The organism is Brevundimonas sp. NPDC046655 (genome assembly GCF_044901625.1).
Taxonomy (GTDB): Bacteria; Pseudomonadota; Alphaproteobacteria; order Caulobacterales; family Caulobacteraceae; genus Brevundimonas.
Map to the genome: position 1 here is coordinate 295,886 of NZ_JBJDPV010000003.1, position 23,951 is coordinate 319,836.

The window sequence follows — 23,951 nt, forward strand, 5'->3', positions numbered from 1 at the left end:
GATTGGCGAAGACCGCCGACCCCGACGAGGAACTGGTGCGGCGCGTGGGTCAGGGCGATCCCGCGGCGATCCAGGCCATGGTCGCTCGCAAGCTGCCGCGCATGCTGACGCTGGCGCAGCGGATGCTGGGCGACGCGGCGGAGGCTGAGGACGTGGCCCAGGAAGCAATGCTGAGAGCCTGGCGACAGGCGCCGCGCTGGACGCCGGGTCAGGCCAAGTTCGACACCTGGCTGCACCGGGTGGGGCTGAACCTCTGCTACGACCGGCTGCGGCGTCGGCGCGAGATCGCGACGGATACGCCGCCGGATCGCCCCGACGACGGGCCGGCGCCGGATCGGGGCCTGCTGGCCCTGGAGACGGGGGCGCGGGTCGAGGCGGCCCTGGCGAAACTGCCCGAGCGGCAGCGCGAGGCCATCGTCCTGTGTCACTATCAGGAACTGGGGAATATCGAGGCGGCGGGGCTGATGAACGTCAGCGTCGAAGCCTTGGAGAGCCTGCTGTCGCGCGGACGGCGGGCGTTGCGGACGGCGCTGGCGGACATGGCGCCGGATGCAGTGAGAGCGGCGAATGGGTAAGGCGGGGGCTGGAACCATGACGATGACCTACGAGCGTTTTGAAACTCTGGCCGACGCCTATGGCGGCGACCTGCGGCGCTGGCCCGAGGCCGAGCGCGAGGCGGCGCGCGCCCTGAGGGATGCGGACCCGCGCGCGGCGGCGCTGCTGCGCGAGGCCGACGGACTGGACGTCCTGCTGGACGCCGCGCCGCGCCCGGTTGCGTCGCACGTCCTGCGCGAGGCGGTGATCGCCAGCGCGGCGGGGGCGGGCCTTGGAGCTGGTTTGCGGTCGCGCAGTCGGGGTCCTGGTCCTCTGGCCTGGCTGTCGGGCGCCGGGTGGGCGGCGGCGGCCTGCGCCGGGGTGGTGTTCGGGATCAACCTGACCAGCCATCTGACCGCCGACGTCCAGGCGGATGCAGTGCTTTATCAAGCCAGTCTGATCAGTGCGGACGACACGGAGGTTCTGGGCGGATGACGTCGCGCAGTTTGAAGATCGCCCTGGCCGTTTCGGTCGCTCTGAACGTCTTCGCCGTCGCGGCGGGCGCAGCCGTGTGGGTGGAGCGCGACAAGATCGAGGACCGCGTGGCCGAGGCGCACAAGCCGGGCCGCAGCGAGCCGGTCTGGGACGTCATCGAACGCATGGACCCGGCGGTGCGCGATCAGGTCAAGGCGCAACTGCGCGCCGCCGCCATGCAGGCGCGACCGGACTTCGACGAGGCGCGGGCGGCGCGTCGCGAGGCCATCGCCCTGACCGGCGGCGAGACCTTTGATCCGGTGGCGGTGGCCGCCCTGCTGGAACGCTCGCGCGCGTCCGAGGCGCGCGGTCGCTCGCGGCTGGAGACCGGGGCGGTCGAGACCCTGAACCAACTCAGCCCGGCGGACCGAAAGGCCCTGGCCCCCATCCTGTCGCGCCACAAGCCGAAGCGGGAGGCGCGCAAGCCCGAGAAGGCCGATAAGCCGGTCGCGCCCGTGGCGGCGGCCCGCCCGTAGTCTCGCCCGTCATCCCGGACGGCCGTCAGGTCGATCCGGGACACAGGTGTCGGTGCAGGGGCTGTCGTCAGTTCTCGACAGCGAGATCGGGGATGTATTGCGCAGCAATCCTGTCGACGAACTTCTGGGGCGAAGCGCCCATCAGGTTCGTCAGAACGATCACCGTCAGGTCGTCCTCGGGGTAGATGAAGATGGCCGCCCGGTCGCCGCCAGTGGGCGTGACCGCGGGATGTTCCGCGCGGCGGATGACCGGCCAGCCGAGCCCATAGCCATTGATGGTCCGGTTGAAGCCGCGGTAGCTTCCGTCGGGTAGTTGCTGCGGCGTCCAGAGCTGTTCGAGGCCCTTTTCACTGACCAGTTTCCGATCCTGCAGCGCGATGACCCATGCGGCCAGATCTCGAGCCGTGGTCTGAACGCCTCCGGTGGGATGCATATAGGCCGGCCACGTCTCATGGCGCGCCATCGGGGTCTCGCTGCGCTCGACGCCGACGGCCCTCATGCCCTCCATCTTCAGCGTCAAATAGGTATAGAGCGAGGCGAGCTCGGGCACGGTGTCGGCGGTGTGTCCAAAGCGCGCCTGCTCCATGCCCGCCGCGTTGAACTGCCCCTCGCGCACGAAATCGACGAAGGGCTTGCCCGAGAGCTTCTCGATGATCTTGCCCATCAGTGCATAGCCGGTCTGATTGTAGGCGTACTGCGTCCCGGGCGCATATCTCAGGGGCAGCTCCTGCACCTTCGCCCAGGCGGCGTCGGGCGAGGCGCCGTCGATCAGTCGGGTGTTGTCGTCGATGATCTCGGGCAGGCCGGACGTGTGCGTGAGGACCTGGCGGAACGTGATCTCTTTCCACGATGCCGGAAGCCCTTCGAGATACTGCGTCACCGATGCGTCGAGATCGAGTTTGCCGGCCTCGACAAGCTGCATCGCCGCGACGCCGGTGAAGGCCTTGCTGATCGAGTTGACGCCGAAGACCGTGCGTTCCGTTACCGGTTTCGCGGTCTCGAGGTCGGACTGGCCATAGGCGCCGGTGAAGATGATTTCGCCGTTTTTCACGATCGCCAATTGGAGCCCCGGAATACGGCGAGAAGCCATCTCGCCTTGAACCAGTTGGTCAATCGCGGCGGCCCTGTTGTCCGTTTCCGCGACCGGCGTCGCCTGAGCGTCGGCGCTATCGGCAAGACCGCCCATGATCGCAATCAGGCCGATTGCAGCAGAAATTTTGTTCAGCATTTTTTGGCTATCCAGAGCTTTGGGGTATCGGCGTGTTGACCGAGAGAGGGGCCGGTCATGACGTCGATTGAGCCGCTCGCCGCACGCTCGTCCATCGCGGCTCGGTCAATGGCGCGCCTTGATCGGTGAACGGCCGTGCGTCCCGGTGAACGGTCGCCTCAGGGGGGGGCGACGCCAGGCGGCCTGGAGCGAACTTCATCCTGGGAGAGCGCCGCTGCCTGGGTCCTGGGTTTTGGGCTCGCCGGACGAGCGGCTCGCTAGGCCGCCTGCGACTGAACCCGCTGAACTGGCGCGCCGGCCGGGGCCATGGCGCCCTCGGGGGCGCGCAGCGGCAGGTCGAACCAGACGGTGGTGCCGTGGCCGGGTTCGCTTTCGATGGTCATGCGGCCGCGATGCAGTTCGATCAGCGACTTGGTCAGGGCCAGGCCGAGGCCCGTGCCTTGCGTGGTCTTGGAATGCTGGCCCTCGACCTGTTCAAACGGCTGGGCCAGGCGCTCCAGATCGGCGGCGGCGATGCCGATGCCGGTGTCGGTCACCGAGACGCGGACATGATCGGCGTCGTGGGGCGCGATGGTGACGGTGACCGCGCCGCCCTCGGGCGTGAACTTCACCGCGTTGGAGATGAGGTTCAGCATCACCTGCTTCAGACCGCGATGGTCGGCCTCGACCTGCAGGGTTTCGGGGGCGACGAGGCCGAGGGTCAGGCCGGCCTCCATCGCCTTGCCGCGCATCAGGCGGATGGCGTCGTTGCACAGGGCGTTCAGCGACACGGCTTCATAATGCAGGGTCAGCTTGCCGGCCTCGATCTTGGCCATGTCGAGGATGTCGTTGATCAGGCTGAGCAGGTGCTGGCCCGACTGATGGATGTCGGCGGCGTAGCCCTTGTAGCGTTTATCGCCCAGCGGGCCGAACATCTCGCCGGCCATGATTTCCGAGAAGCCGTTGATGGCGTTCAGCGGGGTGCGCAGTTCGTGGCTCATATTGGCCAGGAACTCGGACTTGGCCTGGTTGGCGGCCTCGGCGCGGGTCATGGCGACTTCGTACTTGCGGGCCAGAAGCGACAGCTTGGCCTCGCGGTCCTCAAGCTCCTCGACCATGCCGCGCAGTTCGTCGGCGGCGCGACGGCGCTCGGCCTCCTGACGGCGGATGACGGTGATGTCCGTGCAGATGACCACGGTGCCGCCGTCGCCGGTGAAGCGTTCGGCCATCTGCAGCCAGCGGCCGTCCTTCAGCTCGACCTCGCGCACGCCGGCGCGGCCGCTGGCCGAGGGGTGCTCGGCCTTGATGGCCCCGGCGGCGATGCGGTTCAGGGCGTCTTTCTGGGCCCCGCGCACCACGACGCCGGCGGGGAAGGCGAAGGCGTCCTGGAAGGCCTGGTTCCACAGGATCAGACGACCCTGGCGGTCGAACAGGACGAAGGCGTCGGATACGCTTTCGATGCCGTCGCGCAGGCGGTTCTCGGCGGCCTGGGCCTGGGCCTTGGAGCGGCGGGCCTCGGTGATGTCCAACGCCACGCCCAGCAGGCTGGAGAAGGCGCCGCTGTTGCGCGGCTGGCGCGACTGGCCGCGAGCGTCGATCCAGCGCACCCCGCCCGACTTCAGCGGTACGGGGAAGGTGACGTCGAAGACGCCGTCGGCGGCGGCGCGGTCGATGGCGTCGATCAGGGTTTCGCGATAGCGCGGGTGGACCCGGTCGATCAGGGCCTGGGTGGTCAGGATCTGGCCGGGCTCGGCCTCCAGCATGGCGGCCATGTAGTCGGACAGGACCACCTCGCCGCGCGCCAGATCCCATTCCCAGACGCCGCAGCGGGCGGCCTCGACAGCGACGCGGAAGCGGCGCTCGGTGTCGGCCCATTGTCGGCTCGCGCGGGCCTGGCGCCAGTTCTGCACGGCGAGGACGGCCAGCATCAGCAGGACCAGCAGCAGGGGCGCAGCCAGCATCCAGGCGTCGTCCAGCCAGGCGGACAGGCCGCCGGCGATGGGCAGGGAGGCCACGACCGCCTGACCGGCGACCCCGAGTGGAGCTGAGGCCGTCAGCCGGAGCCGACCGTCGGCGTCCTTGACCGGACGTCCCGCGTCGGCGGGAGCCTGACCGGCGGGGGTGAGGCTGAGGTCGGCGCCGCCGAGTTCGGCCTTGAGCGGGGGCAGGGGCGTGCGGGCGACGACGGCGCGGCCGTCCCTGAGCGCGCGACGCGTCACCAGGGCGTCGTCGTGCAGGGCATAGGCGGAGGCGGGCGACGCGGATGGGGCCGAGGCGGCGTCGGCCTTGCCGCCCACAGCGGCGAGGACGCGTCCTTCGGCGTCCACGACGACGAAGCCGGCTTCGGGCGCGACGAGGCGGGCGCGGTCCAGGGCCTCGACGGCGAGCGCCGGACGTTCGGCCAGATCGCGGGCGATGAGATCGAGCGCGCGGTCGGTCAGGGCCAGGCGGGCGTCGATCAGGCCTGCGGCGCGCTGGGCTTCGAGCCTCAGGGCCTCGAAGCGGACCGCCTCTGCCTCGCGGCGGGGGCGGCTGTCGTCACGGATGACCAGCAGGGCGTAGGCGGTGATGACCAGGGCGACGGCGAGCAGCAGCGCGCGCACCCACGGCATGTGACCGCGCGTGATCTGGTCCGTGGCCCGGCGGCCCGGCTGATAGCTGCGGCGCTCCTTGCCCTGCAAGCCGACCCTCTCATGCTGAACAGCAGGCGAGAATCTAGGCTGCGTCGCGGATTCCTGTCGAGGCCCGGAGCGAAAGGCTTTTCACCTGGAAGGCGAACCGGTGCAGGAAAGACTCAGGCCGCCTCGTCAGCGGCGCTCGTCGTGGCGCGCGGGGCGTCGCCGGGCGCGGCCAGAACATCGGTGATCTGACGCAGGACGTCGCGGGCGCGGCGGGCGAGACGCAGGCTTTCCGGCGGAGCGTCGTCGGGGGCTTCGGACACCGTCTCGACCAGTTCACGGGCCAGGTTCATCAGGTCGGGCGCGGCGGCGATCAGGCGGGACTGGAACTCGATGCGTTCGGGGTCGCGATCATACTCGGCGCCGGGCACGCGCCAGCCGCCCCAGTCGGCCTTGTCGGTGACGACCACCGGATAGGAGCCGGGGAAGGGGTGGTGGGCGCAGTCGGCCGGTTCCTGCCACTTGTTGCGTGCGCGCAGGACGCGCCAGTCGCCCAGGGCGGTCACGGCCACATTGTCCTCGGCCGGAAGCTGCAGTTCGGCGGCCTGGAACTCGCGGCCAAGGCCGACCTCGTAGGTGATGCGGACAGGTTCGTCGAAGCCCTTGGCCCAGACGGGCATGACCTTCTCGATCTGGGCCCAGGCGCCGACGCTTTCGACCCAGACCTTCTGGCCTTTCTGGAACTGCGCGCGCGCCATGGACCTCTCCCCGAATGCAGGGAGCCAGCATGGCGCGCCAGCCGTTATCGTCGGGTTCCGCGACGTGGTTAGCGCGCGGTAAGGATCGATCAGGCCGAGCGGGAGATCTCTTCGAGGGCCTCGCCGGCGTACTTCTCCTTCACCCGCGTCGACAGGTCGCCCAGAGAGACCACGCCGACCAGGCGACCGTCCTTGTCCACGACCGGCAGACGGCGCACCTGACGCGAGCTCATCAGGTCCAGGGCGATCTTCAGATCGTCGTCGGCGCGCACGACCAGGGCGTCGCGGCTGAGGAACTCGACCACGCGGGCGTTGGGGGCGGCCCCGGCGGCCACGGCGCGCACCGTGATGTCGCGGTCGGTGAGGGCGCCCACCAGGTTCTCGCCGTCGGCCACGGGGATGAAGCCGAAGTCGCCCGCCGCCATGCGGGCGGCCACTTCCTGAAGGGTGTCGTTGGGACGGGCCACCTGCACGTCCTTGCTCATCACGTCGCGGATCTTCATGGGGTTCTCCAGGAGGTTCTGACTTGGCCTTGGGAACCCCCGGCGGCGGGTGCGGTTCCGGCGCGGGCGGGACAAGGCTCGCAATCGCGACGCTTCGTCTCCACAATGGCGGCTCAGGTTTGAGACAAGGGTGAGCGATGGCCGACGCGGCGACAGGACTGAATCTGGGCCATGGGGTCGTTCTGCTGGCGGCGGGGGTCGTGGCGGTGCCGGTGTTCCGCAAGATCGGGCTGGGCTCCGTGCTCGGCTATCTGGCGGCGGGGGCGGCCATCGGCCCGTTCGGCCTGGCCCTGTTCCGCGAGCCGGAAACCATCCTGCACGTCGCCGAGTTCGGCGTGGTCATCTTCCTGTTCATCATCGGTCTGGAGATGCGGCCCAAGCGGCTGTGGGGGATGAGGAAGGAGATCTTCGGTCTGGGGGCGGCCCAGGTCGGACTGGCGGGTCTGGCCCTGACCCTGGTGGCCATGGCGGCGGGGGTGTCGGCGCCGGTGGCCTTCGTGGGGGCCATGGGCTTCGTCATGTCCTCGACCGCCGTCATCGTGCAGATGCTGGAGGAGCGGGGCGACCTGCCGACGCCGCAGGGCCAACGCGCAGTGTCCATCCTGCTTTTCGAGGACCTGGCCATCGTGCCGCTGCTGGCCATCGTCGCCATTCTGGCCGCCTCGGTCGGGACCGCGAGCGAGAGCGCCACGCCCCTGTGGCAGACCATAGGCCTGGCGGTCGCGGCGGTGGCCGGGGTGCTGGTCGCGGGGCGCTACGCGATCAATCCGGCCTTCCGCTTCCTGGCGCGCAACGGCGGACGTGAGGTGATGACGGCGGCGGCCCTGCTGGTGGTGGCGGGCACGGCCTGGATCATGAACGAGGTCGGCCTGTCGATGGCCATGGGCGCCTTCCTGGCCGGGGTGCTGCTGTCGGACTCGACCTTCCGACATCAGCTGGAGGCGGATGTCGAGCCGTTCCGCGCCATCCTGCTGGGGTTGTTCTTCCTGTCGGTGGGCATGGCGCTGGACATCGGGGTGGTGATTTCCGACTGGCGCATCGTGGTCGCGGGCCTGCTGGCCTTCATGGTCGTCAAGGCCCTGGTCATCTATGTCGTCGCCCGTCTGTTCAAGGCGCGCCACCATGAGGCGATCGAGCGCGCGGCCCTGTTCGCGCAGGGCGGGGAGTTCGCCTTTGTCCTGTACGGCGCCGCGGCGGCGGGCGGAGTGATTGACGGTCAGGCCAGCGCGGCCCTGACGGCCATCGTCATCCTGTCCATGGCCCTGACGCCGTTAACGACCCTGGCGATGAAGCGCTGGCTGCCGAAGGAGGCGGGCCTGTCGCCGGAAGAGGCCGAGGGCGTGGACGCGGCCGAGGGCCTGCGGGGCCAGGTGCTGATCATCGGTTTCGGCCGGTTCGCCCAGGTGGTGTCGCAGCCCCTGCTGGCGCGCGACGTGGACGTGTCGATCATCGAGAACGACGTGGAGATGATCCAGGCGGCCGGGAACTTCGGCTTCAAGGTCTATTACGGCGACGGCACCCGTCTCGACACGCTGCGGGCCTCGGGCGCGGGCAAGGCCGAGGCGGTGCTGGTCTGCGTCGACAAGCCGGAGGCCGCCGACAAGATCGTGCAACTGGTGAAGTCGGAATTCCCGGGCGTGAAGCTATTCGTGCGCGCCTTTGACCGGGGCCATTCGCTGCGCCTGATCGCGGCGGGCGTCGACTATCACATCCGCGAAACCTTCGAATCGGCGCTGGCGTTCGGCGAGGCGGTGCTGGTCGATCTGGGCGTGGCCGAAGACGAGGCGGCCGAGACCATCGCCGACGTGCGCCGGCGCGACGCGGCGCGACTGGACCTGCAGGTCACGGGCGGACTGACCGCCGGGCGGGCGCTGATGCGCGGCAACGCCGTGACGCCGCAGCCCGAGCCCTACATCAAGCCGGCGCGCGAGGGGCGGCTGGTCAACGAGAGCGAGGCCCCGCCCGAAGCGGTGATCGAGCACGAGGCGCAAGACTAGGTCATGGCGAGCGTCGATCTGGCCAAGCGGGCCTATGACCACGGCTGGCGGTTGGACCCCATCGTCCGCAGCCTTCTGGACACCGACTTCTACAAGCTGCTGATGCTGCAGCTGATCTGGCGCAAGCATCGCCATGTGCCGGTGACCTTCAGCGTCATCAACCGCACGACCAGCGTGCGGCTGGCCGAGGAGGTGGACGAGGCGGAGTTGCGGGCGCAGCTGGATCACGCGCGGACCCTGCGCTTTTCCAATCGCGAGCTGATCTGGCTGGGCGGCAACACCTTCTATGGGGTGAAGTCGATCTTCAGCCCCGACTTCCTGGCCTGGCTGGCCGAGTATCGCCTGCCCGAGTACGACCTGTCGCGCGGGGCGGACGGGCAGTTCCGGCTGGAGTTCTCGGGCGGCTGGGCGGACGTCACCCTGTGGGAGATTCCGGCCCTGTCGATCCTGAACGAGCTGCGCAGCCGCAAGGCCCTGCGGCGTCTGGGCCGGTTCGAGCTGGACGTTCTCTATGCGCGGGCCAAGACCAAGCTGTGGGGCAAGGTTGAGCGGCTGCGGAAGCTGGAGCCCCTGGCCATTTCGGATTTCGGCACGCGGCGGCGGCACGGCTTCCTGTGGCAGGGCTGGTGCGTCGAGGCGCTGAAGGAGGGGTTGGGCAAGGCCTTCATCGGGACCTCTAACGTCCTTTTGGCCATGAACAACGACCTGGAGGCGGTCGGCACCAACGGGCACGAGCTGCCGATGGTGCTGGCGGCGCTTGCGGGGGACGACGACGCGGCGCTGCGGCGCGCGCCCTGGCAGGTGCTGGAGGAATGGCGGGCGACCTATGACGGCAATCTGTTGATCGCCCTGCCGGACGCCTTCGGAACGCGGGCCTTTCTGGCCGATGCGCCGGACTGGCTGGCCGACTGGAAGGGCTTCCGGCCCGACTCCGCGCCGCCGATCGAGGGCGGGGAGGAAATCCTGAACTGGTGGAAGGCGCAGGGCCGCGACCCGCGCGAACGGCTGCTGGTCTTCGCCGACGGCATGGACGTGGATACGATTGAGGCGACCCATGCCCACTTCAAGGGCCGGGTGCGGACCAGCTTCGGCTGGGGCACCAATCTGACCAATGACTTCCGCGACTGCGCCCCGGCGCCCATGCCGGAGCTGACGCCCATTTCTCTGGTGTGCAAGGTGACGCGGGCGGGCGGGCGTTCGGCGGTCAAGCTGTCGGACAATGTCGAGAAGGCGACCGGCGACCGGGCCGAGATCGCGCGCTATCTGCGGGTCTTCGGCGAGGCGGGACGGGGGCGGCAGGCGGTCACCGTCTGAGGGCGGAACCGGGTCATTTCGCCGGGCATTTCGCCTGAGGCGGCGGTCGGCGTCGTCTCAATCAGCGGGATGCGTCATGACCACCTACAACGTCGGCTATATCGTCGGCAGCCTGGCCAAGGCGTCGATCAACCGCAAGCTGGCCAAGGCGCTGATCAGGCTGGCGCCCGAGAAGCTGAAGTTCCACGAGATCTCGTTCGCGGACCTGCCGCTCTATTCCTACGACTACGACGCCGACTATCCGGCCGTGGCCAATGACTTCAAGGCGGCGATCAAGGGCTCGGACGCCATCCTGTTCGTGACGCCGGAATACAACCGCTCGATCCCCGGCGGGTTGAAGAACGCCATCGACTGGGCCAGCCGCCCCTATGGAACCAACAGCTTCGCCAACAAGCCGACGGCGGTGATCGGGACCTCGCCCGGCGCCATCGGCACGGCGGTCGGTCAGCAGGTGCTGCGGCCCATCCTGGGCTTCCTGCAGGCGCCGCAGATGAATGCACCCGAGGCCTATATCCAGTTCAAGCCGGGCCTGATCGACGACGACGGCAAGGTCAGCGTCCCCGAGACGGAGCAGTTCCTGCGCGACTATATGGAGGCCTTCCACCAGTTCATGGCGCGCGTGCTGACCGTCTTGCCGCGCGACGCCTGATCCAGCAGACGGGCGGGACCGTATTCGGGGCTAGACCCCAGTCAGGACCGCCGCTTGTCATCCTCTCCGCCCGTCATCCTCTGGTTCCGCCGCGACCTGCGGCTGGCCGACAATCCGGCCCTGCATCAGGCAATGGCGACCGGTCGGCGCGTGCTGCCGGTCTATGTCCGGGACGAAAGGCTGGAGGGGCGGCCCATCGGCGGCGCCTCGCGCTGGTGGCTGGACAAGAGCTTGCGGGCGCTGGATGCGGACCTGAGAGCGCGTGGCGGGCGGCTGATCCTGCGAAGCGGCGATGCAGAGGCGCAACTGCATCGCCTGATCGCCGAGACGGGCGCGGATCAGGTCTTCATGAACCGGCTGTTCGAGCCGGAAGCCTTCGCTCGTGACGCCGACATCGCCCATGGTCTGAAGGCGGAAGGCGTCGCGTGCCGGGGCTTCAACGCCAGCCTGATGTGTCGACCCGGCGCGGTGCTGAACGGCCCGGGTCAGCCCTACAAGGTGTTCACGCCCTTCCTGAAGGCCCTACTGAGCGTCGCCGAGGCCCCGGCGGGGCTGGACGCGCCGGAGACGATCACGGTCACTGACGGGGTCACGAGCGAGGAGGTCGAGGACTGGGGCCTGCATCCGACGCGGCCCGACTGGTCCGCCGGCTTTGTCGGGACGCCGGGCGAGGCGGGGGCGAGGGCGGCGCTGGAGGCCTTTGTGGCGGGAGGCCTGAAGACCTACGCCACGGATCGCGACCGGCCGGATCGGGCGGGGACCAGCGGTCTGGCGGCGCATCTGCACTGGGGCGAGATCGGGCCGTGGCGGGCCATCCAGACGGCGCGGGCGGCGGCGGCCGAGGGCCGGGTTCCAGCGGCGGAGGCGGAGAAGTTCGTCGCCGAAATCGGCTGGCGCGAGTTCTCGGCTCATCTGCTGCACCACTTCCCCTATCTGCCCGAGCGGGCGTTCCGGCCAGAGTACGACGCCATGCCGTGGCGCGACGATCCGGCGGGGCTGGCGGCGTGGAAGGCGGGGCGGACGGGCTATCCTCTGGTCGACGCCGGGATGCGCCAGCTGTGGGCGACGGGGACCATGCACAACCGGGTGCGGATGGTGGTCGCCTCCTTCCTGATCAAGCATCTGCTGATCGACTGGCGCGAGGGGGAGGCCTGGTTCTGGGACTGTCTGACCGACGCTGATCTGGCCAGCAATGTGCAGAACTGGCAGTGGGTGGCGGGGTCCGGCGCGGACGCGGCTCCCTATTTCCGCGTCTTCAATCCGGTGGTTCAGGGCGAGAAGTTCGATCCGACGGGGCGCTATGTGCGGCGCTGGGTGCCCGAGGTGGCGGGTCTGCCGGATCGCTGGATCCACGCGCCGTGGACCGCGCCGCCGATGGTGCTGAGCGAGGCGGGAGTGAGGCTGGGGGCGACCTATCCCCGGCCCATCGTCGATCACGTCGAAGGCCGTGAGCGGGCCTTGGCGGCGCTGAAGACGGTCAGCGCCAGTCGGGACGACTAGTCCAGCGACCAGACGCGCGAGCGTTTGACCTCCTGGTCCTCCAGCTCGCGGGTGGTGGGGACGGTGTATTCGGCCAGAAGGGTCAGGCCGGACTTGGGGAAGTAGGTGCGGCCTGGGTCGCCGACGATGACGCGGGTTCCGTTGGCCTGCGCCTGCTTCAGCCAGGTCAGAACCGCCTCGGCCATGGGCTTTTCATAGAAGACGTCGCCGGCGCAGATCAGGTCGGCGGGCGGCGGCGGGGCGTCCAGCAGGTTGGCGTCGGTGAAGGCGATCTCGACGCCGTTGGACTTCGCGTTGGCGGCGACGGCGGCGGCGCAGAAGGGGTCGATGTCGGCGGCCAGGACGCTGGCCGCGCCTGCCTTCATGGCGGCGACGGCGACCAGACCCGAGCCGGTGGCGAGATCAATGACGCGCTGGCCCGCGACCTGATCCGGGTGGTCCAGCAGCCAGCGCGCCAGCGCCTGCCCGCCCGCCCAGGCGAAGGCCCAGAAGGGCGGGGGCAGGCCCATGGCGCCCAGTTCTTCCTCGGTCAGACGCCACAGGGGCGTGATCTCGTCCGCCAGCCACAGCGAAATCTCCGGCGCGTGCGGCACGGCCTGCAGCCGGGTGTTGGCGGCGATGAAGTCGGGAGCGTTGCCGGGTGTGAGGCGCATGGGGGTGTCTAGGGCGCAGGCAGTTGTTTGTCATCCCGGAAGCCCGCAGGGCTTTCCTGGACCGCAGCACAGGCAAACGGCGGCGTCTTGGGCGGTCTCGGCTCTGCGCCCCGCCATGCGAAGCTGGGGCGGAATGGAAAAATCATGCTGTCCTGACAAAAAGTCAGGTTGACGTGACACGATCGTGGTGTAAGGTGGGCCTTACATTCAGTCAGGAGCGCCTTCCATGTTAAGCCTGTCCAAACAGAACACCCCCGCCGGCCGCCGCTACGTGGTCCGCACCATGGCCTTCATGGGCGGCTATGTCGCGGTCATGCTGGCCACCATCGGCGGGGCCTTCGACACCATCCAGAACACCCCCGCCGCCTGGGCTCTGGCCCTGACAGTGGCGGCCCCGATCGCCGGTCAGATCTGGGCCACCCTGAGCTTCATGCGCGACAGCGACGAGTTCGTCCGCGCCGTGACGGCCAAGCAGTTCATCGTCTCGGCGGGCGTGGCCATGGCGGCCTTCAGCGCCTGGGGCTTCGGCGAGAGTTTCGCCGGCGCCCCGCACGCCGAGGGCTGGCTGATCTATCCGCTGTTCTGGGCGGTGTTCGGCGTCGTCTCGCCCTTCATCCGGTCGTCGAACTGATGAAGAACAAGCTGAAACTGCTGCGCGTCGAGCGCAACTGGACCCAGGAGCAGCTGGGTCAGGCGCTGGGGGTCTCGCGTCAGGCCGTCAACGCCCTGGAGACCGAGAAGCACGATCCCTCGCTGGACCTCGCCTACCGCATCGCCGCACTGTTCGCGCGGCCGGTGGAAGAGGTGTTCGAGAACCCCCACGCCTGACGCCTCTGTCAGTCTAACCTTACTTTTTCGCCTTGCCTTTCCGCCGTCATTTCCGGGCTCGCCTCGGAAAGCGACCTCGCGCGTCCTGAACCCAGGGCGAAGACGGCGGGCCCATCTCAAAACCGAAAGGAAACGCCATGTCCAAGATCTCCGCCCCCGCCAAGACCCTTCGCGCCTTCATGCTGGCCGCCGCCGTCGGATGGGCCGCCGGGAGCATCTTCTCCCCGGCGCAGGCGGCCGAACCGATCCGCGTCGAAGCGCCCGCCTTCGCTTCGGACCGTCTGTCGGTCGAGGTGATGGGGCAGGGTCCCGATGTCGTCCTGATCCCCGGCTTCGCCTCGTCGCGCGACGTGTGGCGGCCGCTGGCCGAGCGCCTGTCGGCGACGCACCGGGTGCATCTGGTGCAACTGGCGGGGTTCGCGGGCGAGCCGTGGAGCCACGGCGACGGCGCCTTCGTCCAGCCGGCCGTGGATGATCTGGCCCGCTACGCCAAGACCCTGAACAAGCCTGCCGTCATCGGTCATTCCATGGGCGCCCTGACCGGGCTGATGCTGGCGCAGCAGCACCCCGAAGTCGTCGGCAGGTTGATGAGCGTCGACAGCCTGCCCTTCTTCAGCGCCCTCTATGGCCCGACCGCGACGGCCGAGACCGCCAAGCCTTTCGCCGAGCAGGCTGCGGCGGGCATCCTGAACGCCGACGCCGCCGGATACCGCGTCCAGCAAGAGCGTACGGCGGGCGGCATGATGCGCAACGAAGCGGGGCGCGCCGCCATGGTCGAATGGTCGATGGCCTCGGACCGTCAGGCCATGGCCTCGGCGATCCGCGACGTGATGACGACCGACGCCCGGCCGGGTCTGGCGGCCATGACCACGCCGGTCTGGGCGGTCTATGCGGCGGATGCGAACGGCGGCGTCTCGGCCGCCGCGGCCGACGCCATGTGGAGCCGGGAGTACGCCGCCCTGCCGAGCGCCAAGCTGGTCCGTGTGGACGACAGCCGCCACTTCATCATGACCGATCAGCCCGAGCGGCTGGGCGCGGTGGTGGATGAGTTTCTCAAGTAGGCGATCCTCCCCTGCGCAGCGGGGGAGGGGGACCGCGACGGCGTAGCCGGCGGGGTGGAGGGGGCGAACGGCGCGCGCTGTGCTCTGGTGGTTGAGCGCCTGTCTGGGTCCGCCCCCTCCACCGCTACGCGGTCCCCCTCCCCCGTGAACGGGGGAGGATTGAGTGGCCCTGAACCCTTACTTCGGGCGCAGGTCGTTGGTGACGTCGCCGGTCTTCAGCGGCTTGCCGCCGAACTCCGACGCATAGGCCGGGGCCAGCAGGCTCTGGAAGGTCGAGGCGGGCAGGGTCAGGTAGTAGGCGCCTTCGACGTAGGGGCCGACCGCATAGGCGTCGAGCAGGAAGGTCAGGCCGCCGGCCTTGCCCGGCGCATCGCCGGGGGCGAGGATCAAGGCCACGTCCTTCAGCTTGGGGCAGGACCAGGTGTCGCCGCCGACCTTGACCGGGGTGGCGCCGGGGCGGGCCTTCTTGGCGGTGTTGACGGCGTCGCACAGGGCGCGCTCCAGCGACGACAGGTCGGCGCCCTTGGCGAACAGGTCCGCCGGGCTGATGCGGCGCTTCTCGGTCTTGTCCCACAGCAGGGCGGTCGCCACCGTGTTCGGGTGGGCGCCGCCGGAATAGTCGAAGTCGGTGCGCATGGCGCTGAACAGGCGGCCGGTCTGGACCGGATCGCCATAGGCGATGGTCTTCTCATAGGGGCCCATGGCGCTCTCGCCGCCGGCCTCGGTGCGGTCGGCCTGGGCGCCTTCGGCGTACTTGGCCAGGTCGGCGACCTCCTGACGATAGAGGGCGGCGTAGAGCTCGGGCTGGGTCTTGATGGCGTCCGGCAGGGTCAGGCTGACCTTGGCGTAGGGGGTGGCGCTCTCGTACTTCAGCGGGCCGTCGGCGGCGACCGCAGCGGCGGCCTTCGACGCCTCGGGCGCCTTCTGCTCGTTGCGCTGGCAGGCGGCGAGCGAGGCCGCGACGGCGACGGTCAGGAGGAGGGCGCGGAGCGGGACGCGGTACGAGGTCATGCGGAGTTCCTTTTGGGAGGGCGCGATCAGGAAGCTAGGCCGTTGAACGCGATGGCGGCCAGAAGGATCAATCCCGCCTCACGATTTGATTTGAACAGACGCAGGGCCAGGACGCCGTCCTCGGGCTTCAGCGCCTTGACCTGCCAGGCCAGGTGCAGGGCGTAGGCGGCCAGACCGACATAGAAGACGGGGCCGAGCCCGGCGACGAAACCGGCGGCGCCCGCCAGCAGGGCGGCCAGGACGTAGAAGACGGCAACGCCCGGCTTGACTTGTGAGCCCAGACGCCGGGCCGAGGATTTGACCCCGGCCATGACGTCGTCCTCGATGTCTTGCAGTGCGTAGATGGTGTCGTAGCCGAGGGTCCAGAAGACGCCGCCGGCATACAGAAGCAGGGCTGACAGGGCGAGGTGGCTGTAGCGGAACGCCCACTCTCCCATCTCAGTGGACAGGCTCAGCGTCAGGCCGCCCTCCCAGATGAGATCGAGCCACCAGTACAGAAGGCCGTAGCCGCCGGTCGCCGCCGCGAAGCCCAGCAGCGCGCCCCAGTTGAAGGTCAGGCCCAGCCAGGCCTGGGGCCACCAGGTGATGCGCTTCATGAAGGGGTAGGCCGCGACCAGTCCCAGCGACAGGGCGCCGAGCAGGACGGATGTCAGGTTCATCGTCAGCAGGATGCACAGGCTGATCAGGCTGAGGCCCGCGACGAAGGCCCAGGCCTGTTTGACGCTGATCTGGCCCGCCGGAATGGGGCGCAGGGCGGTGCGGGCGACCTGGGCGTCGAAGTCGCGGTCGACGATGTCGTTCACCGCGCAGCCGGCGCCGCGCATCAGGCAGGCCCCGATGGCGAAGCCGACGATCAGCCACAGCTCATAGCCGCCGAAGGGCCGGTCGTACTGATTCAGCGCCAGCATGATCCCCTGCCAGCCGGGCAGCAGCAGCAGCCAGGTGCCGATGGGGCGGTCGAAGCGGCCCAGCTTCAGCCACGGCTTCAGCCCCTCGGGGGCGTAGCGGTCCACCCAGTTCTGGCGGGCGGCGTCGGGAAGCGGGGCTGTGCTCATGCAAGGGTCTTAGACCCTGAGGCGGGCGCGGGTGAAGGGGCTGTGTCCGACCGGCGTCATGCGAGGGGCATTGCGGAGCGCCGCCGTCGCGCGTTTAGTGGCGCTTCAAACCGGAGGGAGCCGCCGATGACTGACGCGCCGATCAAGGGCCCTGCGTCCTATTTCCCCTCCATCGAGAAGAAGTACGGACGGCCCATCGCCGAGTGGAAGGCCGAGGTCCGCGCCCGCTATCCCGCCAAGCACATGGAGCTGGTGACCCTGCTCAAGGACGAGCACGACATGGGCCACGGCCACGCCAACGCCATCGTAGCGCACACCCTGGCGGAAGACGGGCTGAAATGAGGGCAATGTGGCCATGCTGAGGCCCCGGAATGTGATGCGGTTTGTCACAAGGAACTGTCCGAGTTTCTCTCGCGCCCTTGCCTCTTGCGTCACGGCAGCCGTCTGGATGATGGCAGGCAGCGTCGTCGCTCAAGACGACGACTGGGATTTCCACGCGGTGCCGTCGAAACGTTTGGCGTTGGCCAGCGTAGAATTTGGCGACGGCGTATTGATCGCCGTTCAATGCCAAGCGGCGGAATTGAACGTCATCATCGGCGGTGTTCCGGGCTCCGACAGTTCGATTCGGTCTGTATTGGTCACACGGGCTGACGGGCGATCGCGTAGAGTGGTGTTGTCGGCCGTTGAAGGCTCCAGTTTGTTCAGATCGCGGAATGCGCGTGATGCGCGCTTCTTGAGAGGGAGCGGACAGACCGCAATCACCTCTGTGCCTGGCGACGCTCGGCCATTTCGAATGGATATCGCCCTCCCATCGCAAGCGACGGGCGTGAACAACGTGCTGACGTCCTGCGGCTACGCCCTAGATGATGATCGTGACTTCCTGACAGACGTTAGCGATCGCTTGGTGAGCACGCCTGCTCTTGAGATGGCCCCCTTCGCTCGCACCTATACGACTGTTCGTGTCGAGTTGAGTTGTCTGGTTTCCGAGGGTCGATTGACGGCTTGCCGATCGGATCATGAAAGACCGTCCGCCCCCGAGGTAGGACTGGCCACGGCGCGGCTCGCGAACGGCTATCGTCTCTCTCTCTGAAAAACGGCGCCAATGCCGACGGCGGGGTGCTGGAGATCGTTGTCACGGGTAATCGCATCTATCGCTGACCCAAGAAGGCGACCTTCCATCACTAGCTCAGGTGTTGGGCAGGTCTGCCTTGTCTCTCCAGTTCGTCTGCCCGTTCCGCTCTAATTTCGCAGCGCGCAGCTAGGTGCTCGGTCGAGCGAGCGCGTCCGCTTTCGCAAGGCCCGAGCGACGGTGGCGTGGTAGGAAGGCCGGTCGCTGAAGCTTGTCGGCGGCCGATCAGAGGCTGTTCATGACGTTTCGTCCGCGCGGGGGCCGTCCGCCCATCATCCTGTATCTGACCTGGCTGATCCTGATCGGGGCGGCGGTGGGCGGGTTTCTGAGCGAGGCGTTCAGCATTACCTTTGTCGCGGCCGGGACCCTGCTGCTGTCGCTGGTTCCGGTCTGGGTGGGGGAGAAGATCGGCGTGACCCTGCCGACGGCCTTTGTCAGCGCCATCGCCGCCTTCCTGTGCGCCACGCTGCTGCTGGGCGAGGTCGGGGACTTCTATGAGCGCTACTGGTGGTGGGACGTGGTGCTTCACGGCGGGTCGGCCGTGGCCTTCGGCCTGGTCGGGTCCTTGCTGATGCTGATGCTGGTCAAGGGGAACCGGCTGACGGCGGCGCCTTTCACCGCGGCCTTCTTCGCCTTCTGCTTCGCCGTTATGATCGGCGCGGTGTGGGAGATCTGGGAGTTCGCGCTGGACCAGTTGTTCGGCCTGAACACGCAGAAGTCCGGCCTGGTCGACACCATGTGGGACCTGATCGTGGACGCGGTCGGCGCCCTGATCGGCGCGGGCGCGGGCTGGGCCTATCTCAAGGGACGTCAGAACGGGCCGCTGACCCAGGCCATCCACGCCTTTGTCGACAAGAACCGCCGCCTGTTCGGCGACGACTGAGTCGTCAGGGCTACTTGGCCAGTCGCCCCTTGGCCTTGTCGGCGGGGAAGACGATGTCGGGATCGGGCTTGCCGGCCTCCAGTCCCGGGCAGTTCAGCTGGTGCAGGACGTGGCGGATGATGTTCAGCCGCGCCTTCTTCTTGTTGTCGGTGGCCACCACAGTCCACGGCGCATAGTCGAAATGGGTGCGTTCCAGCATCTGGTCGCGGGCGGCCGAATAGTCGGCCCAGCGCTTCTGGGCCTCGGCGTCCAGCGGCGAGACCTTGAAGCGTTTCAGCGGGTGGGTGGTGCGTTCTTCCAGCCGCCGGTCCTGCTCCTCGCGGCTGATGTCCAGCCACAGCTTGATCAGGGTCGTGCCCGACTGGGTCAGCATCCGCTCGAAATGCGGGGCGTCGTGCAGAAAGCGATCATGCTGGGCGGGGGTGCAGAAGCCCATGACCGCCTCGACGCCCGCGCGGTTGTACCAGGAGCGGTTGAAGAAGACGGTTTCCCCGGCGGCGGGCAGATGGGCGGCGTAGCGCTGGAAATACCACTGGGTCAGTTCGCGGTCGTTGGGCTTGGGCAGGGCGACGACGCGGGTCTGGCGCGGGGCCATGAACTCGGTCATGCGCTTGATGGCCCCGTCCTTGCCGGCGGCGTCGCGGCCCTCGAAGACGATCACCACCTTCAGCCCCTGTTCAATGGCCCAGGCCTGGGTCTCGACCAACTGGATCTGCAGGGCTTCCAGGGTGTCTTCGTAGTTGTCCTTGGCCATGGTGGTCAGTCCTGTGCCGCGCGATGAACGGACCTTGCGACCATTTGAGGCCCGGCGCCAGCCCGCGCTGAGGATAGCCCACATCTGGTGACTCGCGTTCGGCGTTTACCAATCCCTCGCATTGGGGCGTTCGCTTTACAGTTGACGTGCTGTGGATAGTCGGGTGACAACATCGCCGCAGTCCGGATTTCACGTGGGGTCCAAACCCGCGTCTCGCTCCTTCGCCTGAACGAGCTTGTCCAGATGGGCTGACGGATTCTCCTGCATGGAAATCCGCCTGGCAAAGCGCGTTTACGGAGACGCAGATATGGCGACCGGCACGGTCAAGTGGTTCAACCCCACCAAGGGCTACGGCTTCATCCAGCCCGACAACGGCGGTTCGGACGTTTTCGTCCACATCACCGCGGTTCAGAAGGCTGGCCTGCAAGGCCTCGATGAAAACGCCAAGGTCGAGTACGAGCTGGAAAACCAGCGCGGCAAGACCTCGGCTGTGGACCTCAAGGTTCTCTAAGGCCGACGAACCCGAAACGGGTTCAGACGATTGAAAGGCGCGGGACCGAAGGGTTCCGCGCCTTTCTTTCTTGGGTGAAGAGGAGGGCGCTAACGCGCGGCTCGCGGAGCCGCGCTGCTTGAGCGCTGAAGAAGCCCGATCTTCAAAAAAGGCAGGCCGAGCGCGCCCTAGAACCCCAGCTCCGCCCGCAGGGCCTCGGGCGTCAGGCCGCCGGCGCGCAGTTCGGCCAGGGTCACCGACTGGTCGCGCTTGGCGTAGCGGCGGCCGTCGGGGCCGGTCAGCAGGCGGTGGTGGCGATAGACGGGAGCGGGCCAGCCCATCAGGGTCTGGATCAGGCGCTGGATGTGGGTGGCCTCGAACAGGTCCTGACCGCGAACGACATGGGTGACGCCTTGCAGGGCGTCGTCGTGGGTGACGGCCAGATGATAGGCGGTCCCGGCGTCCTTGCGCGCCAGCACCACGTCGCCCGCCGTCTCGGGGCGCGCACGAATGACGCCGGTTTCACCGTCCGGGCCTTCGCCCTCCTCGACAAAGGACAGCGCATTCCAGGCCTCTTCGCCGAGCGCCTCGCGGGCCCGCTCCAGCGACAGCCGCCAGGCGTAGGGGCGGCCTTCGGCCAGCAGACGGGCTTCATCCTCGGGCGCATGAGGGCCTGGGCGGACGGCCTCGGCCGGGCCGTGTGGCGCGTCGCCGATGGCGTCGAGGATCTCCTTGCGGGTGCGGAAGCAGGGGTACAGCAGGTCGCGCGCGTTCAGGGCGTCGATGACGGCGGCGTAGTCGGCCAGATGCTCGGACTGACGCCGCACCGGCGTCTCCCAGTCAAGGCCCAGCCAGGCCAGGTCCTCGAGGATGGCCGTCTCGAACTCCGGTTTGCAGCGGGTCGGGTCGATGTCCTCGATCCGCAGAACGAAGCGACCGCCCGTCGCCTTGGCCGCGCTCGAGGCGGTCAGGGCCGAAAAGGCGTGGCCCTTATGTAGACGGCCGGTGGGCGATGGGGCGAAGCGGGTGGCGAACATCGGCCGATCAGAAGCGCTTGAGCGCCCCGGCCTTTTCCGCCTGATCGACGGCGGCGCGAATATCGGCCTCGGCCACGAAGTCGAACTGGGCGATCAACTCCTCGAGGGCGAAGTCCGGCTGGGACAGGGCCCAGCGCATGGCGTGGGCCGCGGGACCGGCGAAGGCAGGGCCGAGCAACCCGGTCGGGCGATAGGCGGTGAGCATCGACGGCTGGGGCAGGGCGAAGCGGGCCGGGCGGGGGACCAGTTTTTCCTGCGTCATCGCCACCTCGTCACGGAAGGCGGGCAGGGCGATCAGGCGGGCCAGGCGCTGGCCGAGATCGGCGAGGTGGTCCTGCAGGGCCTGACCGCCGTCTTGACCGGCCGGCGGCATGAAGGCGCGGAAGGCCGGGTCCTGCATGGCGATCCGATCCAGCAGGGAGAAAAGGATCCGTCCATAAAGCGGCGTGACCGAGAAGGTGACGTGCAGGGAGGCGCCGTCCTGGGCCAGGGCGTCGTGATACCAGCCGCGCGGCAAATAGAGGACGTCGCCAGGCCGCATCCGCACCTCGGTCATCAGCCGGCCCCGGGTCTGCTCCAGCCAGCGGCGGGTCTCGGGCGTGTCGGGGGGGAAGTCGACGGGATTTTCGGCGCGGTTCTCATACAGGCACCAGACCTTTTCACCCTCGACCTGAAGGGCGAAGACATCGTGCAGGTCATAGTGGGCGCCAAAGGCCCTCACGCCCTTGAAGGAGCAGTAGAGGTTGACCCCGACGGCGGCGGCGAAGGCGCGGCCCAGCATGGCCGAGGCGTCGGCCAGGCGCGGAGTCAGTTCCTGCGCGTCCCCGGCGATGAGGCTGGCCCCGGTGGCCAGGAAGACGGCCACCTTGGCCGGGTCGGGACGCATCACCGAACCGGACTGAGTCTGGACCGGACGGCAATACTGGTCCGGCGTTACGGCGACCGTGTCGCGCACCAGCTTCAGGCTCTGGGGGGTCCAGATCGACGACTGGTTCAACAGGGCGTTGAAACCGTCCCAGTCCAGCAGGGTCCGCTTGGGCGCGCCTTCCCCGGCGGGAATGTGCAGCGGTTTCCGGCCGTGAAACTCGGCGAAGAAACGATCGGGGGTGATCGGGTTAAGAAGTTCGTCCAGACTGTGCATCGGCCGCGACGCTAGAGCGGCGCCGTTCCCCTGTCGATACGGACCCTCATGGCCACAGCTCCCTCCGCATCCTCCATCGCCGCCGCCCGGGAGGCCCTGGCCGCCGCTGATCCGGCGCTGGCGCGGGCGCACGCCTCGACCCCCGTGTTCGAGTGGCGGCTGCGGCCCGGCGGCTATGAGGGCCTGTTCCGCATGATCGTGGAGCAGCAGGTCTCGGTCGCTGCCGCCGCCTCGATCTGGAAGCGGACCGTCGAGGGGCTGGGCGGGGCGGTGACGCCGGACGCCGTGTTGGCGCTGGACGTCGAGACCCTGCGCACCTTCGGCCTGTCGGGGCAGAAGGCGAAGTACGGGCATGAGATCGCCCGCGCCCACACCGAAGGTCGCATCGACTTCGACCATCTGGAGCGGTTGGACGACGTGGAAGCCATCGCGGCGTTGGTGGCCATCAAGGGGGTGGGCAGGTGGACGGCCGAGACCTTCCTGATGTTCTGCGAGGGGCGGCTGGACGTCTTTCCTGGCGGCGACGTCGCCTTGCAGGAGGCGATGCGCTGGGCCGATGCGGGCGAGGCGCGGCCGAATGAGAAACAGGCCTATGCCCGGGCCGAAATCTGGCGGCCGCATCGCGGGGTGGCGGCGCATCTGCTCTGGGGATGGTATGGAGGGGTCAAGCGCGGCGATATCGCGCTGGAGGACTTGAAGACTTGAATCCGCTGACCGACGCCGACCTGACCCGGCCCGAGACCGTCCTGCCGCTGCTGGATTTTGCGGGGGTGGCCGTCTTCGCGGCGACGGGCGCCCTGGCCGCTGCGCGCGAGAAGCACGACCTGGTGACCTTCGCCTTCTTCGGGGCCATCACCGGCGTCGGGGGCGGGACGCTGCGCGATCTGCTGATCGGGGCGCCGGTCTTCTGGGTGCAGGACTGGCGCTACATCGCCGTCTGCCTGCTGGCGGCGGCGACCTTCTGGATGCTGGGGGCGCGGACCTGGCGCTTCCGGGCCCTGCTGTGGCTGGATGCCGTGGGTCTGGCGGCCTATGGCGTCATGGGGGCGGCCAAGGCGGCCTCCTATGGCGTGGCGCCCCTGATCTGCGTCGTCATGGGGGTGCTGACGGCCTGTTTCGGCGGGGTGGTGCGTGACGTCCTGGCGGGCCAGCCGTCGATCCTGTTGCGGCGCGAACTGAACATCACCGCCGCCCTCTTGTCAGCGGGCCTGTTCGTCAGCCTGAAGGCCCTGACCGTGCCGACCTGGCCGGCGGTGGGCGTGGCGGTTGCGGCGGGCTTCGTCCTGCGCGCCGGGGCCCTGACCTGGGGCTGGAGCCTGCCGGCCTTCCCCAGCGCCCCGAGCAGAAATTGAGGATTGATCCATGACCGATCTTCCCGCCGCCTATCGCGACGCGCCGCGCTGGCCGTTCGGCGACAGCCCTGAACTGGCCGACGAACTGCTGGCCCTGGTCATCGCGGGCGGCAAGAAGGCCACCTGTTCGTCGCTGGCGGCGTGCGAGGCCGACATCATGCCGACGGTGGGCGAGATCAGCGTCATTCTCGACGGCGCCGGCGTTCCGCGCTGCGCCATCCGCACCACCGAGGTCGAGATCATGCCCTTCGAGCAGGTCAGCGAGGACTTCGCCCGCGCCGAGGGAGAGGGCGACCTGACCTATGAATGGTGGCGCGACGCGCACGAGGCCTATTACCGCCGCGAAGGGACCTGGGCGCCGGGCATGAGGGTGGTCTGCGAGCGCTTCGAACTGGTCGAGGTCTTCTGAAGCGGCGTCACGAAAACGCTGCATCTCGGTCATGGCGATGAGGGAGAATCGGGCGTAG

Annotated in this window: 27 protein-coding genes; 17 read left to right on the plus strand and 10 right to left on the minus strand. The window is 68.6% G+C overall.

Going from position 1 to position 23,951, the window contains the following annotated elements; all coding sequences use genetic code 11:
* The first annotated feature begins 2 nt into the window (after positions 1-2).
* Genes ACI2KI_RS11275 through ACI2KI_RS11285 form a run of 3 tightly spaced genes read left to right on the plus strand, consistent with a single transcriptional unit; the run spans position 3 to position 1,544 of the window.
* Positions 3-575 (plus strand): RNA polymerase sigma factor, encoded by a 573-nt coding sequence (locus ACI2KI_RS11275; protein WP_404620112.1) that lies wholly within the window; start codon positions 3-5, stop codon positions 573-575.
* Between the two features lie 16 nt (positions 576-591).
* Complete coding sequence (locus ACI2KI_RS11280) at positions 592-1,029, plus strand: hypothetical protein (protein ID WP_404620114.1); 438 nt, start codon at positions 592-594, stop codon at positions 1,027-1,029.
* Positions 1,026-1,544 (plus strand): periplasmic heavy metal sensor, encoded by a 519-nt coding sequence (locus ACI2KI_RS11285; protein ID WP_404620116.1) that lies wholly within the window; start codon positions 1,026-1,028, stop codon positions 1,542-1,544. The genes ACI2KI_RS11280 and ACI2KI_RS11285 overlap by 4 nt, the downstream gene beginning before the upstream one ends.
* A gap of 67 nt (positions 1,545-1,611) precedes the next feature.
* Here ACI2KI_RS11285 and ACI2KI_RS11290 read toward each other — a convergent pair whose 3' ends face one another.
* The 4 genes from ACI2KI_RS11290 to ACI2KI_RS11305 all read right to left on the minus strand — a co-directional run bounded on the left by ACI2KI_RS11290 (position 1,612) and on the right by ACI2KI_RS11305 (position 6,630).
* On the minus strand, positions 1,612-2,772 hold the full coding sequence (locus tag ACI2KI_RS11290; protein ID WP_404620118.1) for a serine hydrolase domain-containing protein: 1,161 nt from the start codon (positions 2,770-2,772) through the stop codon (positions 1,612-1,614).
* A 257-nt stretch (positions 2,773-3,029) separates the two neighbouring features.
* The gene (locus tag ACI2KI_RS11295; protein WP_404620120.1) at positions 3,030-5,432 is read right to left on the minus strand and encodes an ATP-binding protein; all 2,403 of its coding nucleotides are present in this window, start codon (positions 5,430-5,432) and stop codon (positions 3,030-3,032) included.
* Positions 5,433-5,545: 113 nt separating this feature from the next.
* Entirely contained in the window at positions 5,546-6,127 is a 582-nt protein-coding gene (locus ACI2KI_RS11300; RefSeq protein WP_404620122.1) for a hypothetical protein, read from the minus strand.
* A gap of 89 nt (positions 6,128-6,216) precedes the next feature.
* Positions 6,217-6,630, minus strand: coding sequence for a CBS domain-containing protein (locus ACI2KI_RS11305; protein ID WP_312063697.1), 414 nt, complete (start codon positions 6,628-6,630; stop codon positions 6,217-6,219).
* 137 nt (positions 6,631-6,767) lie between these two features.
* Here ACI2KI_RS11305 and ACI2KI_RS11310 point away from each other — a divergent pair, with 137 nt between their 5' ends.
* From ACI2KI_RS11310 to ACI2KI_RS11325, 4 genes are all read left to right on the plus strand, one after another.
* The gene (locus ACI2KI_RS11310; protein ID WP_404620124.1) at positions 6,768-8,627 is read left to right on the plus strand and encodes a monovalent cation:proton antiporter-2 (CPA2) family protein; all 1,860 of its coding nucleotides are present in this window, start codon (positions 6,768-6,770) and stop codon (positions 8,625-8,627) included.
* 3 nt (positions 8,628-8,630) lie between these two features.
* Positions 8,631-9,941, plus strand: coding sequence for a nicotinate phosphoribosyltransferase (locus tag ACI2KI_RS11315; protein ID WP_404620126.1), 1,311 nt, complete (start codon positions 8,631-8,633; stop codon positions 9,939-9,941).
* A 76-nt stretch (positions 9,942-10,017) separates the two neighbouring features.
* Positions 10,018-10,590, plus strand: coding sequence for an NADPH-dependent FMN reductase (locus ACI2KI_RS11320; RefSeq protein ID WP_404620128.1), 573 nt, complete (start codon positions 10,018-10,020; stop codon positions 10,588-10,590).
* A gap of 54 nt (positions 10,591-10,644) precedes the next feature.
* Complete coding sequence (locus ACI2KI_RS11325; protein ID WP_404620130.1) at positions 10,645-12,090, plus strand: cryptochrome/photolyase family protein; 1,446 nt, start codon at positions 10,645-10,647, stop codon at positions 12,088-12,090.
* Here ACI2KI_RS11325 and ACI2KI_RS11330 read toward each other — a convergent pair.
* Entirely contained in the window at positions 12,087-12,743 is a 657-nt protein-coding gene (locus ACI2KI_RS11330) for a class I SAM-dependent methyltransferase (RefSeq protein ID WP_404620132.1), read from the minus strand. The genes ACI2KI_RS11325 and ACI2KI_RS11330 overlap by 4 nt on opposite strands.
* 226 nt (positions 12,744-12,969) lie before the next feature.
* Here ACI2KI_RS11330 and ACI2KI_RS11335 point away from each other — a divergent pair, with 226 nt between their 5' ends.
* From ACI2KI_RS11335 to ACI2KI_RS11345, 3 genes are all read left to right on the plus strand, one after another.
* A complete protein-coding gene (locus ACI2KI_RS11335) occupies positions 12,970-13,374 on the plus strand; it encodes a hypothetical protein (protein WP_404620134.1) in 405 nt (134 codons plus the stop codon).
* Complete coding sequence (locus ACI2KI_RS11340; RefSeq protein ID WP_184270605.1) at positions 13,374-13,571, plus strand: helix-turn-helix transcriptional regulator; 198 nt, start codon at positions 13,374-13,376, stop codon at positions 13,569-13,571. The genes ACI2KI_RS11335 and ACI2KI_RS11340 overlap by 1 nt, the downstream gene beginning before the upstream one ends.
* A 137-nt stretch (positions 13,572-13,708) precedes the next feature.
* On the plus strand, positions 13,709-14,632 hold the full coding sequence (locus tag ACI2KI_RS11345; protein WP_404620136.1) for an alpha/beta fold hydrolase: 924 nt from the start codon (positions 13,709-13,711) through the stop codon (positions 14,630-14,632).
* A 177-nt stretch (positions 14,633-14,809) separates the two neighbouring features.
* On the opposite strand, the gene ACI2KI_RS11350 is transcribed toward ACI2KI_RS11345, so the two are convergent.
* Together ACI2KI_RS11350 and ACI2KI_RS11355 are read right to left on the minus strand one after the other, a co-directional pair.
* Positions 14,810-15,643, minus strand: coding sequence for a DUF3298 domain-containing protein (locus ACI2KI_RS11350; protein WP_404620138.1), 834 nt, complete (start codon positions 15,641-15,643; stop codon positions 14,810-14,812).
* A 26-nt stretch (positions 15,644-15,669) separates the two neighbouring features.
* The gene (locus ACI2KI_RS11355; RefSeq protein ID WP_404620140.1) at positions 15,670-16,698 is read right to left on the minus strand and encodes a UbiA family prenyltransferase; all 1,029 of its coding nucleotides are present in this window, start codon (positions 16,696-16,698) and stop codon (positions 15,670-15,672) included.
* Positions 16,699-16,824: 126 nt separating this feature from the next.
* On the opposite strand from ACI2KI_RS11355, the gene ACI2KI_RS11360 reads away from it, so the two are divergent.
* The 3 genes from ACI2KI_RS11360 to ACI2KI_RS11370 all read left to right on the plus strand — a co-directional run bounded on the left by ACI2KI_RS11360 (position 16,825) and on the right by ACI2KI_RS11370 (position 18,710).
* Positions 16,825-17,040: a DUF4287 domain-containing protein gene (locus ACI2KI_RS11360; protein WP_400547618.1), complete on the plus strand. Its 216-nt coding sequence runs from the start codon at positions 16,825-16,827 to the stop codon at positions 17,038-17,040.
* Between the two features lie 106 nt (positions 17,041-17,146).
* Positions 17,147-17,788, plus strand: a complete 642-nt coding sequence (locus tag ACI2KI_RS11365) for a hypothetical protein (protein ID WP_404620142.1) — start codon at positions 17,147-17,149, stop codon at positions 17,786-17,788.
* A gap of 277 nt (positions 17,789-18,065) precedes the next feature.
* Entirely contained in the window at positions 18,066-18,710 is a 645-nt protein-coding gene (locus ACI2KI_RS11370) for a hypothetical protein (protein ID WP_404620144.1), read from the plus strand.
* Positions 18,711-18,720: 10 nt separating this feature from the next.
* On the opposite strand, the gene ppk2 is transcribed toward ACI2KI_RS11370, so the two are convergent.
* Entirely contained in the window at positions 18,721-19,464 is a 744-nt protein-coding gene (gene ppk2, locus ACI2KI_RS11375) for a polyphosphate kinase 2 (protein WP_312063752.1), read from the minus strand.
* A 307-nt stretch (positions 19,465-19,771) separates the two neighbouring features.
* Between ppk2 and ACI2KI_RS11380 the strand changes: the two genes are divergently transcribed.
* Positions 19,772-19,975, plus strand: coding sequence for a cold-shock protein (locus tag ACI2KI_RS11380; RefSeq protein WP_292083547.1), 204 nt, complete (start codon positions 19,772-19,774; stop codon positions 19,973-19,975).
* Between the two features lie 167 nt (positions 19,976-20,142).
* On the opposite strand, the gene gluQRS is transcribed toward ACI2KI_RS11380, so the two are convergent.
* Positions 20,143-20,991 (minus strand): tRNA glutamyl-Q(34) synthetase GluQRS, encoded by an 849-nt coding sequence (gluQRS, locus tag ACI2KI_RS11385; RefSeq protein WP_404620146.1) that lies wholly within the window; start codon positions 20,989-20,991, stop codon positions 20,143-20,145.
* 7 nt (positions 20,992-20,998) lie between these two features.
* A complete protein-coding gene (locus ACI2KI_RS11390) occupies positions 20,999-22,132 on the minus strand; it encodes a JmjC domain-containing protein (protein ID WP_404620148.1) in 1,134 nt (377 codons plus the stop codon).
* A 48-nt stretch (positions 22,133-22,180) separates the two neighbouring features.
* Here ACI2KI_RS11390 and ACI2KI_RS11395 point away from each other — a divergent pair, with 48 nt between their 5' ends.
* The 3 genes from ACI2KI_RS11395 to ACI2KI_RS11405 are packed head-to-tail and all read left to right on the plus strand — an operon-like array spanning position 22,181 to position 23,893.
* On the plus strand, positions 22,181-22,837 hold the full coding sequence (locus ACI2KI_RS11395; RefSeq protein ID WP_404620150.1) for a DNA-3-methyladenine glycosylase family protein: 657 nt from the start codon (positions 22,181-22,183) through the stop codon (positions 22,835-22,837).
* Positions 22,834-23,484, plus strand: a complete 651-nt coding sequence (locus ACI2KI_RS11400) for a trimeric intracellular cation channel family protein (protein ID WP_404620152.1) — start codon at positions 22,834-22,836, stop codon at positions 23,482-23,484. Before ACI2KI_RS11395 ends, ACI2KI_RS11400 begins: the two co-directional genes overlap by 4 nt.
* Before the next feature lie 10 nt (positions 23,485-23,494).
* On the plus strand, positions 23,495-23,893 hold the full coding sequence (locus tag ACI2KI_RS11405; protein ID WP_404620154.1) for an ASCH domain-containing protein: 399 nt from the start codon (positions 23,495-23,497) through the stop codon (positions 23,891-23,893).
* Positions 23,894-23,951: the final 58 nt, after the last annotated feature.

Bases quoted from the DNA above. Each gene is read 5' to 3' on its own strand.
- ACI2KI_RS11280 (WP_404620114.1), top strand. From the start codon at position 592: ATGACGATGACCTACGAGCGTTTTGAAACTCTGGCCGACGCCTATGGC.
- ACI2KI_RS11285 (WP_404620116.1), top strand. From the start codon at position 1,026: ATGACGTCGCGCAGTTTGAAGATCGCCCTGGCCGTTTCGGTCGCTCTG.
- ACI2KI_RS11290 (WP_404620118.1), bottom strand. From the start codon at position 2,772: ATGCTGAACAAAATTTCTGCTGCAATCGGCCTGATTGCGATCATGGGC.
- ACI2KI_RS11300 (WP_404620122.1), bottom strand. From the start codon at position 6,127: ATGGCGCGCGCGCAGTTCCAGAAAGGCCAGAAGGTCTGGGTCGAAAGC.
- ACI2KI_RS11305 (WP_312063697.1), bottom strand. From the start codon at position 6,630: ATGAAGATCCGCGACGTGATGAGCAAGGACGTGCAGGTGGCCCGTCCC.
- ACI2KI_RS11310 (WP_404620124.1), top strand. From the start codon at position 6,768: ATGGCCGACGCGGCGACAGGACTGAATCTGGGCCATGGGGTCGTTCTG.
- ACI2KI_RS11315 (WP_404620126.1), top strand. From the start codon at position 8,631: ATGGCGAGCGTCGATCTGGCCAAGCGGGCCTATGACCACGGCTGGCGG.
- ACI2KI_RS11320 (WP_404620128.1), top strand. From the start codon at position 10,018: ATGACCACCTACAACGTCGGCTATATCGTCGGCAGCCTGGCCAAGGCG.
- ACI2KI_RS11330 (WP_404620132.1), bottom strand. From the start codon at position 12,743: ATGCGCCTCACACCCGGCAACGCTCCCGACTTCATCGCCGCCAACACC.
- ACI2KI_RS11335 (WP_404620134.1), top strand. From the start codon at position 12,970: ATGTTAAGCCTGTCCAAACAGAACACCCCCGCCGGCCGCCGCTACGTG.
- ACI2KI_RS11340 (WP_184270605.1), top strand. From the start codon at position 13,374: ATGAAGAACAAGCTGAAACTGCTGCGCGTCGAGCGCAACTGGACCCAG.
- ACI2KI_RS11345 (WP_404620136.1), top strand. From the start codon at position 13,709: ATGTCCAAGATCTCCGCCCCCGCCAAGACCCTTCGCGCCTTCATGCTG.
- ACI2KI_RS11350 (WP_404620138.1), bottom strand. From the start codon at position 15,643: ATGACCTCGTACCGCGTCCCGCTCCGCGCCCTCCTCCTGACCGTCGCC.
- ACI2KI_RS11355 (WP_404620140.1), bottom strand. From the start codon at position 16,698: ATGAGCACAGCCCCGCTTCCCGACGCCGCCCGCCAGAACTGGGTGGAC.
- ACI2KI_RS11360 (WP_400547618.1), top strand. From the start codon at position 16,825: ATGACTGACGCGCCGATCAAGGGCCCTGCGTCCTATTTCCCCTCCATC.
- ACI2KI_RS11365 (WP_404620142.1), top strand. From the start codon at position 17,147: ATGATGGCAGGCAGCGTCGTCGCTCAAGACGACGACTGGGATTTCCAC.
- ACI2KI_RS11370 (WP_404620144.1), top strand. From the start codon at position 18,066: ATGACGTTTCGTCCGCGCGGGGGCCGTCCGCCCATCATCCTGTATCTG.
- ppk2 (WP_312063752.1), bottom strand. From the start codon at position 19,464: ATGGCCAAGGACAACTACGAAGACACCCTGGAAGCCCTGCAGATCCAG.
- ACI2KI_RS11380 (WP_292083547.1), top strand. From the start codon at position 19,772: ATGGCGACCGGCACGGTCAAGTGGTTCAACCCCACCAAGGGCTACGGC.
- gluQRS (WP_404620146.1), bottom strand. From the start codon at position 20,991: ATGTTCGCCACCCGCTTCGCCCCATCGCCCACCGGCCGTCTACATAAG.
- ACI2KI_RS11390 (WP_404620148.1), bottom strand. From the start codon at position 22,132: ATGCACAGTCTGGACGAACTTCTTAACCCGATCACCCCCGATCGTTTC.
- ACI2KI_RS11395 (WP_404620150.1), top strand. From the start codon at position 22,181: ATGGCCACAGCTCCCTCCGCATCCTCCATCGCCGCCGCCCGGGAGGCC.
- ACI2KI_RS11405 (WP_404620154.1), top strand. From the start codon at position 23,495: ATGACCGATCTTCCCGCCGCCTATCGCGACGCGCCGCGCTGGCCGTTC.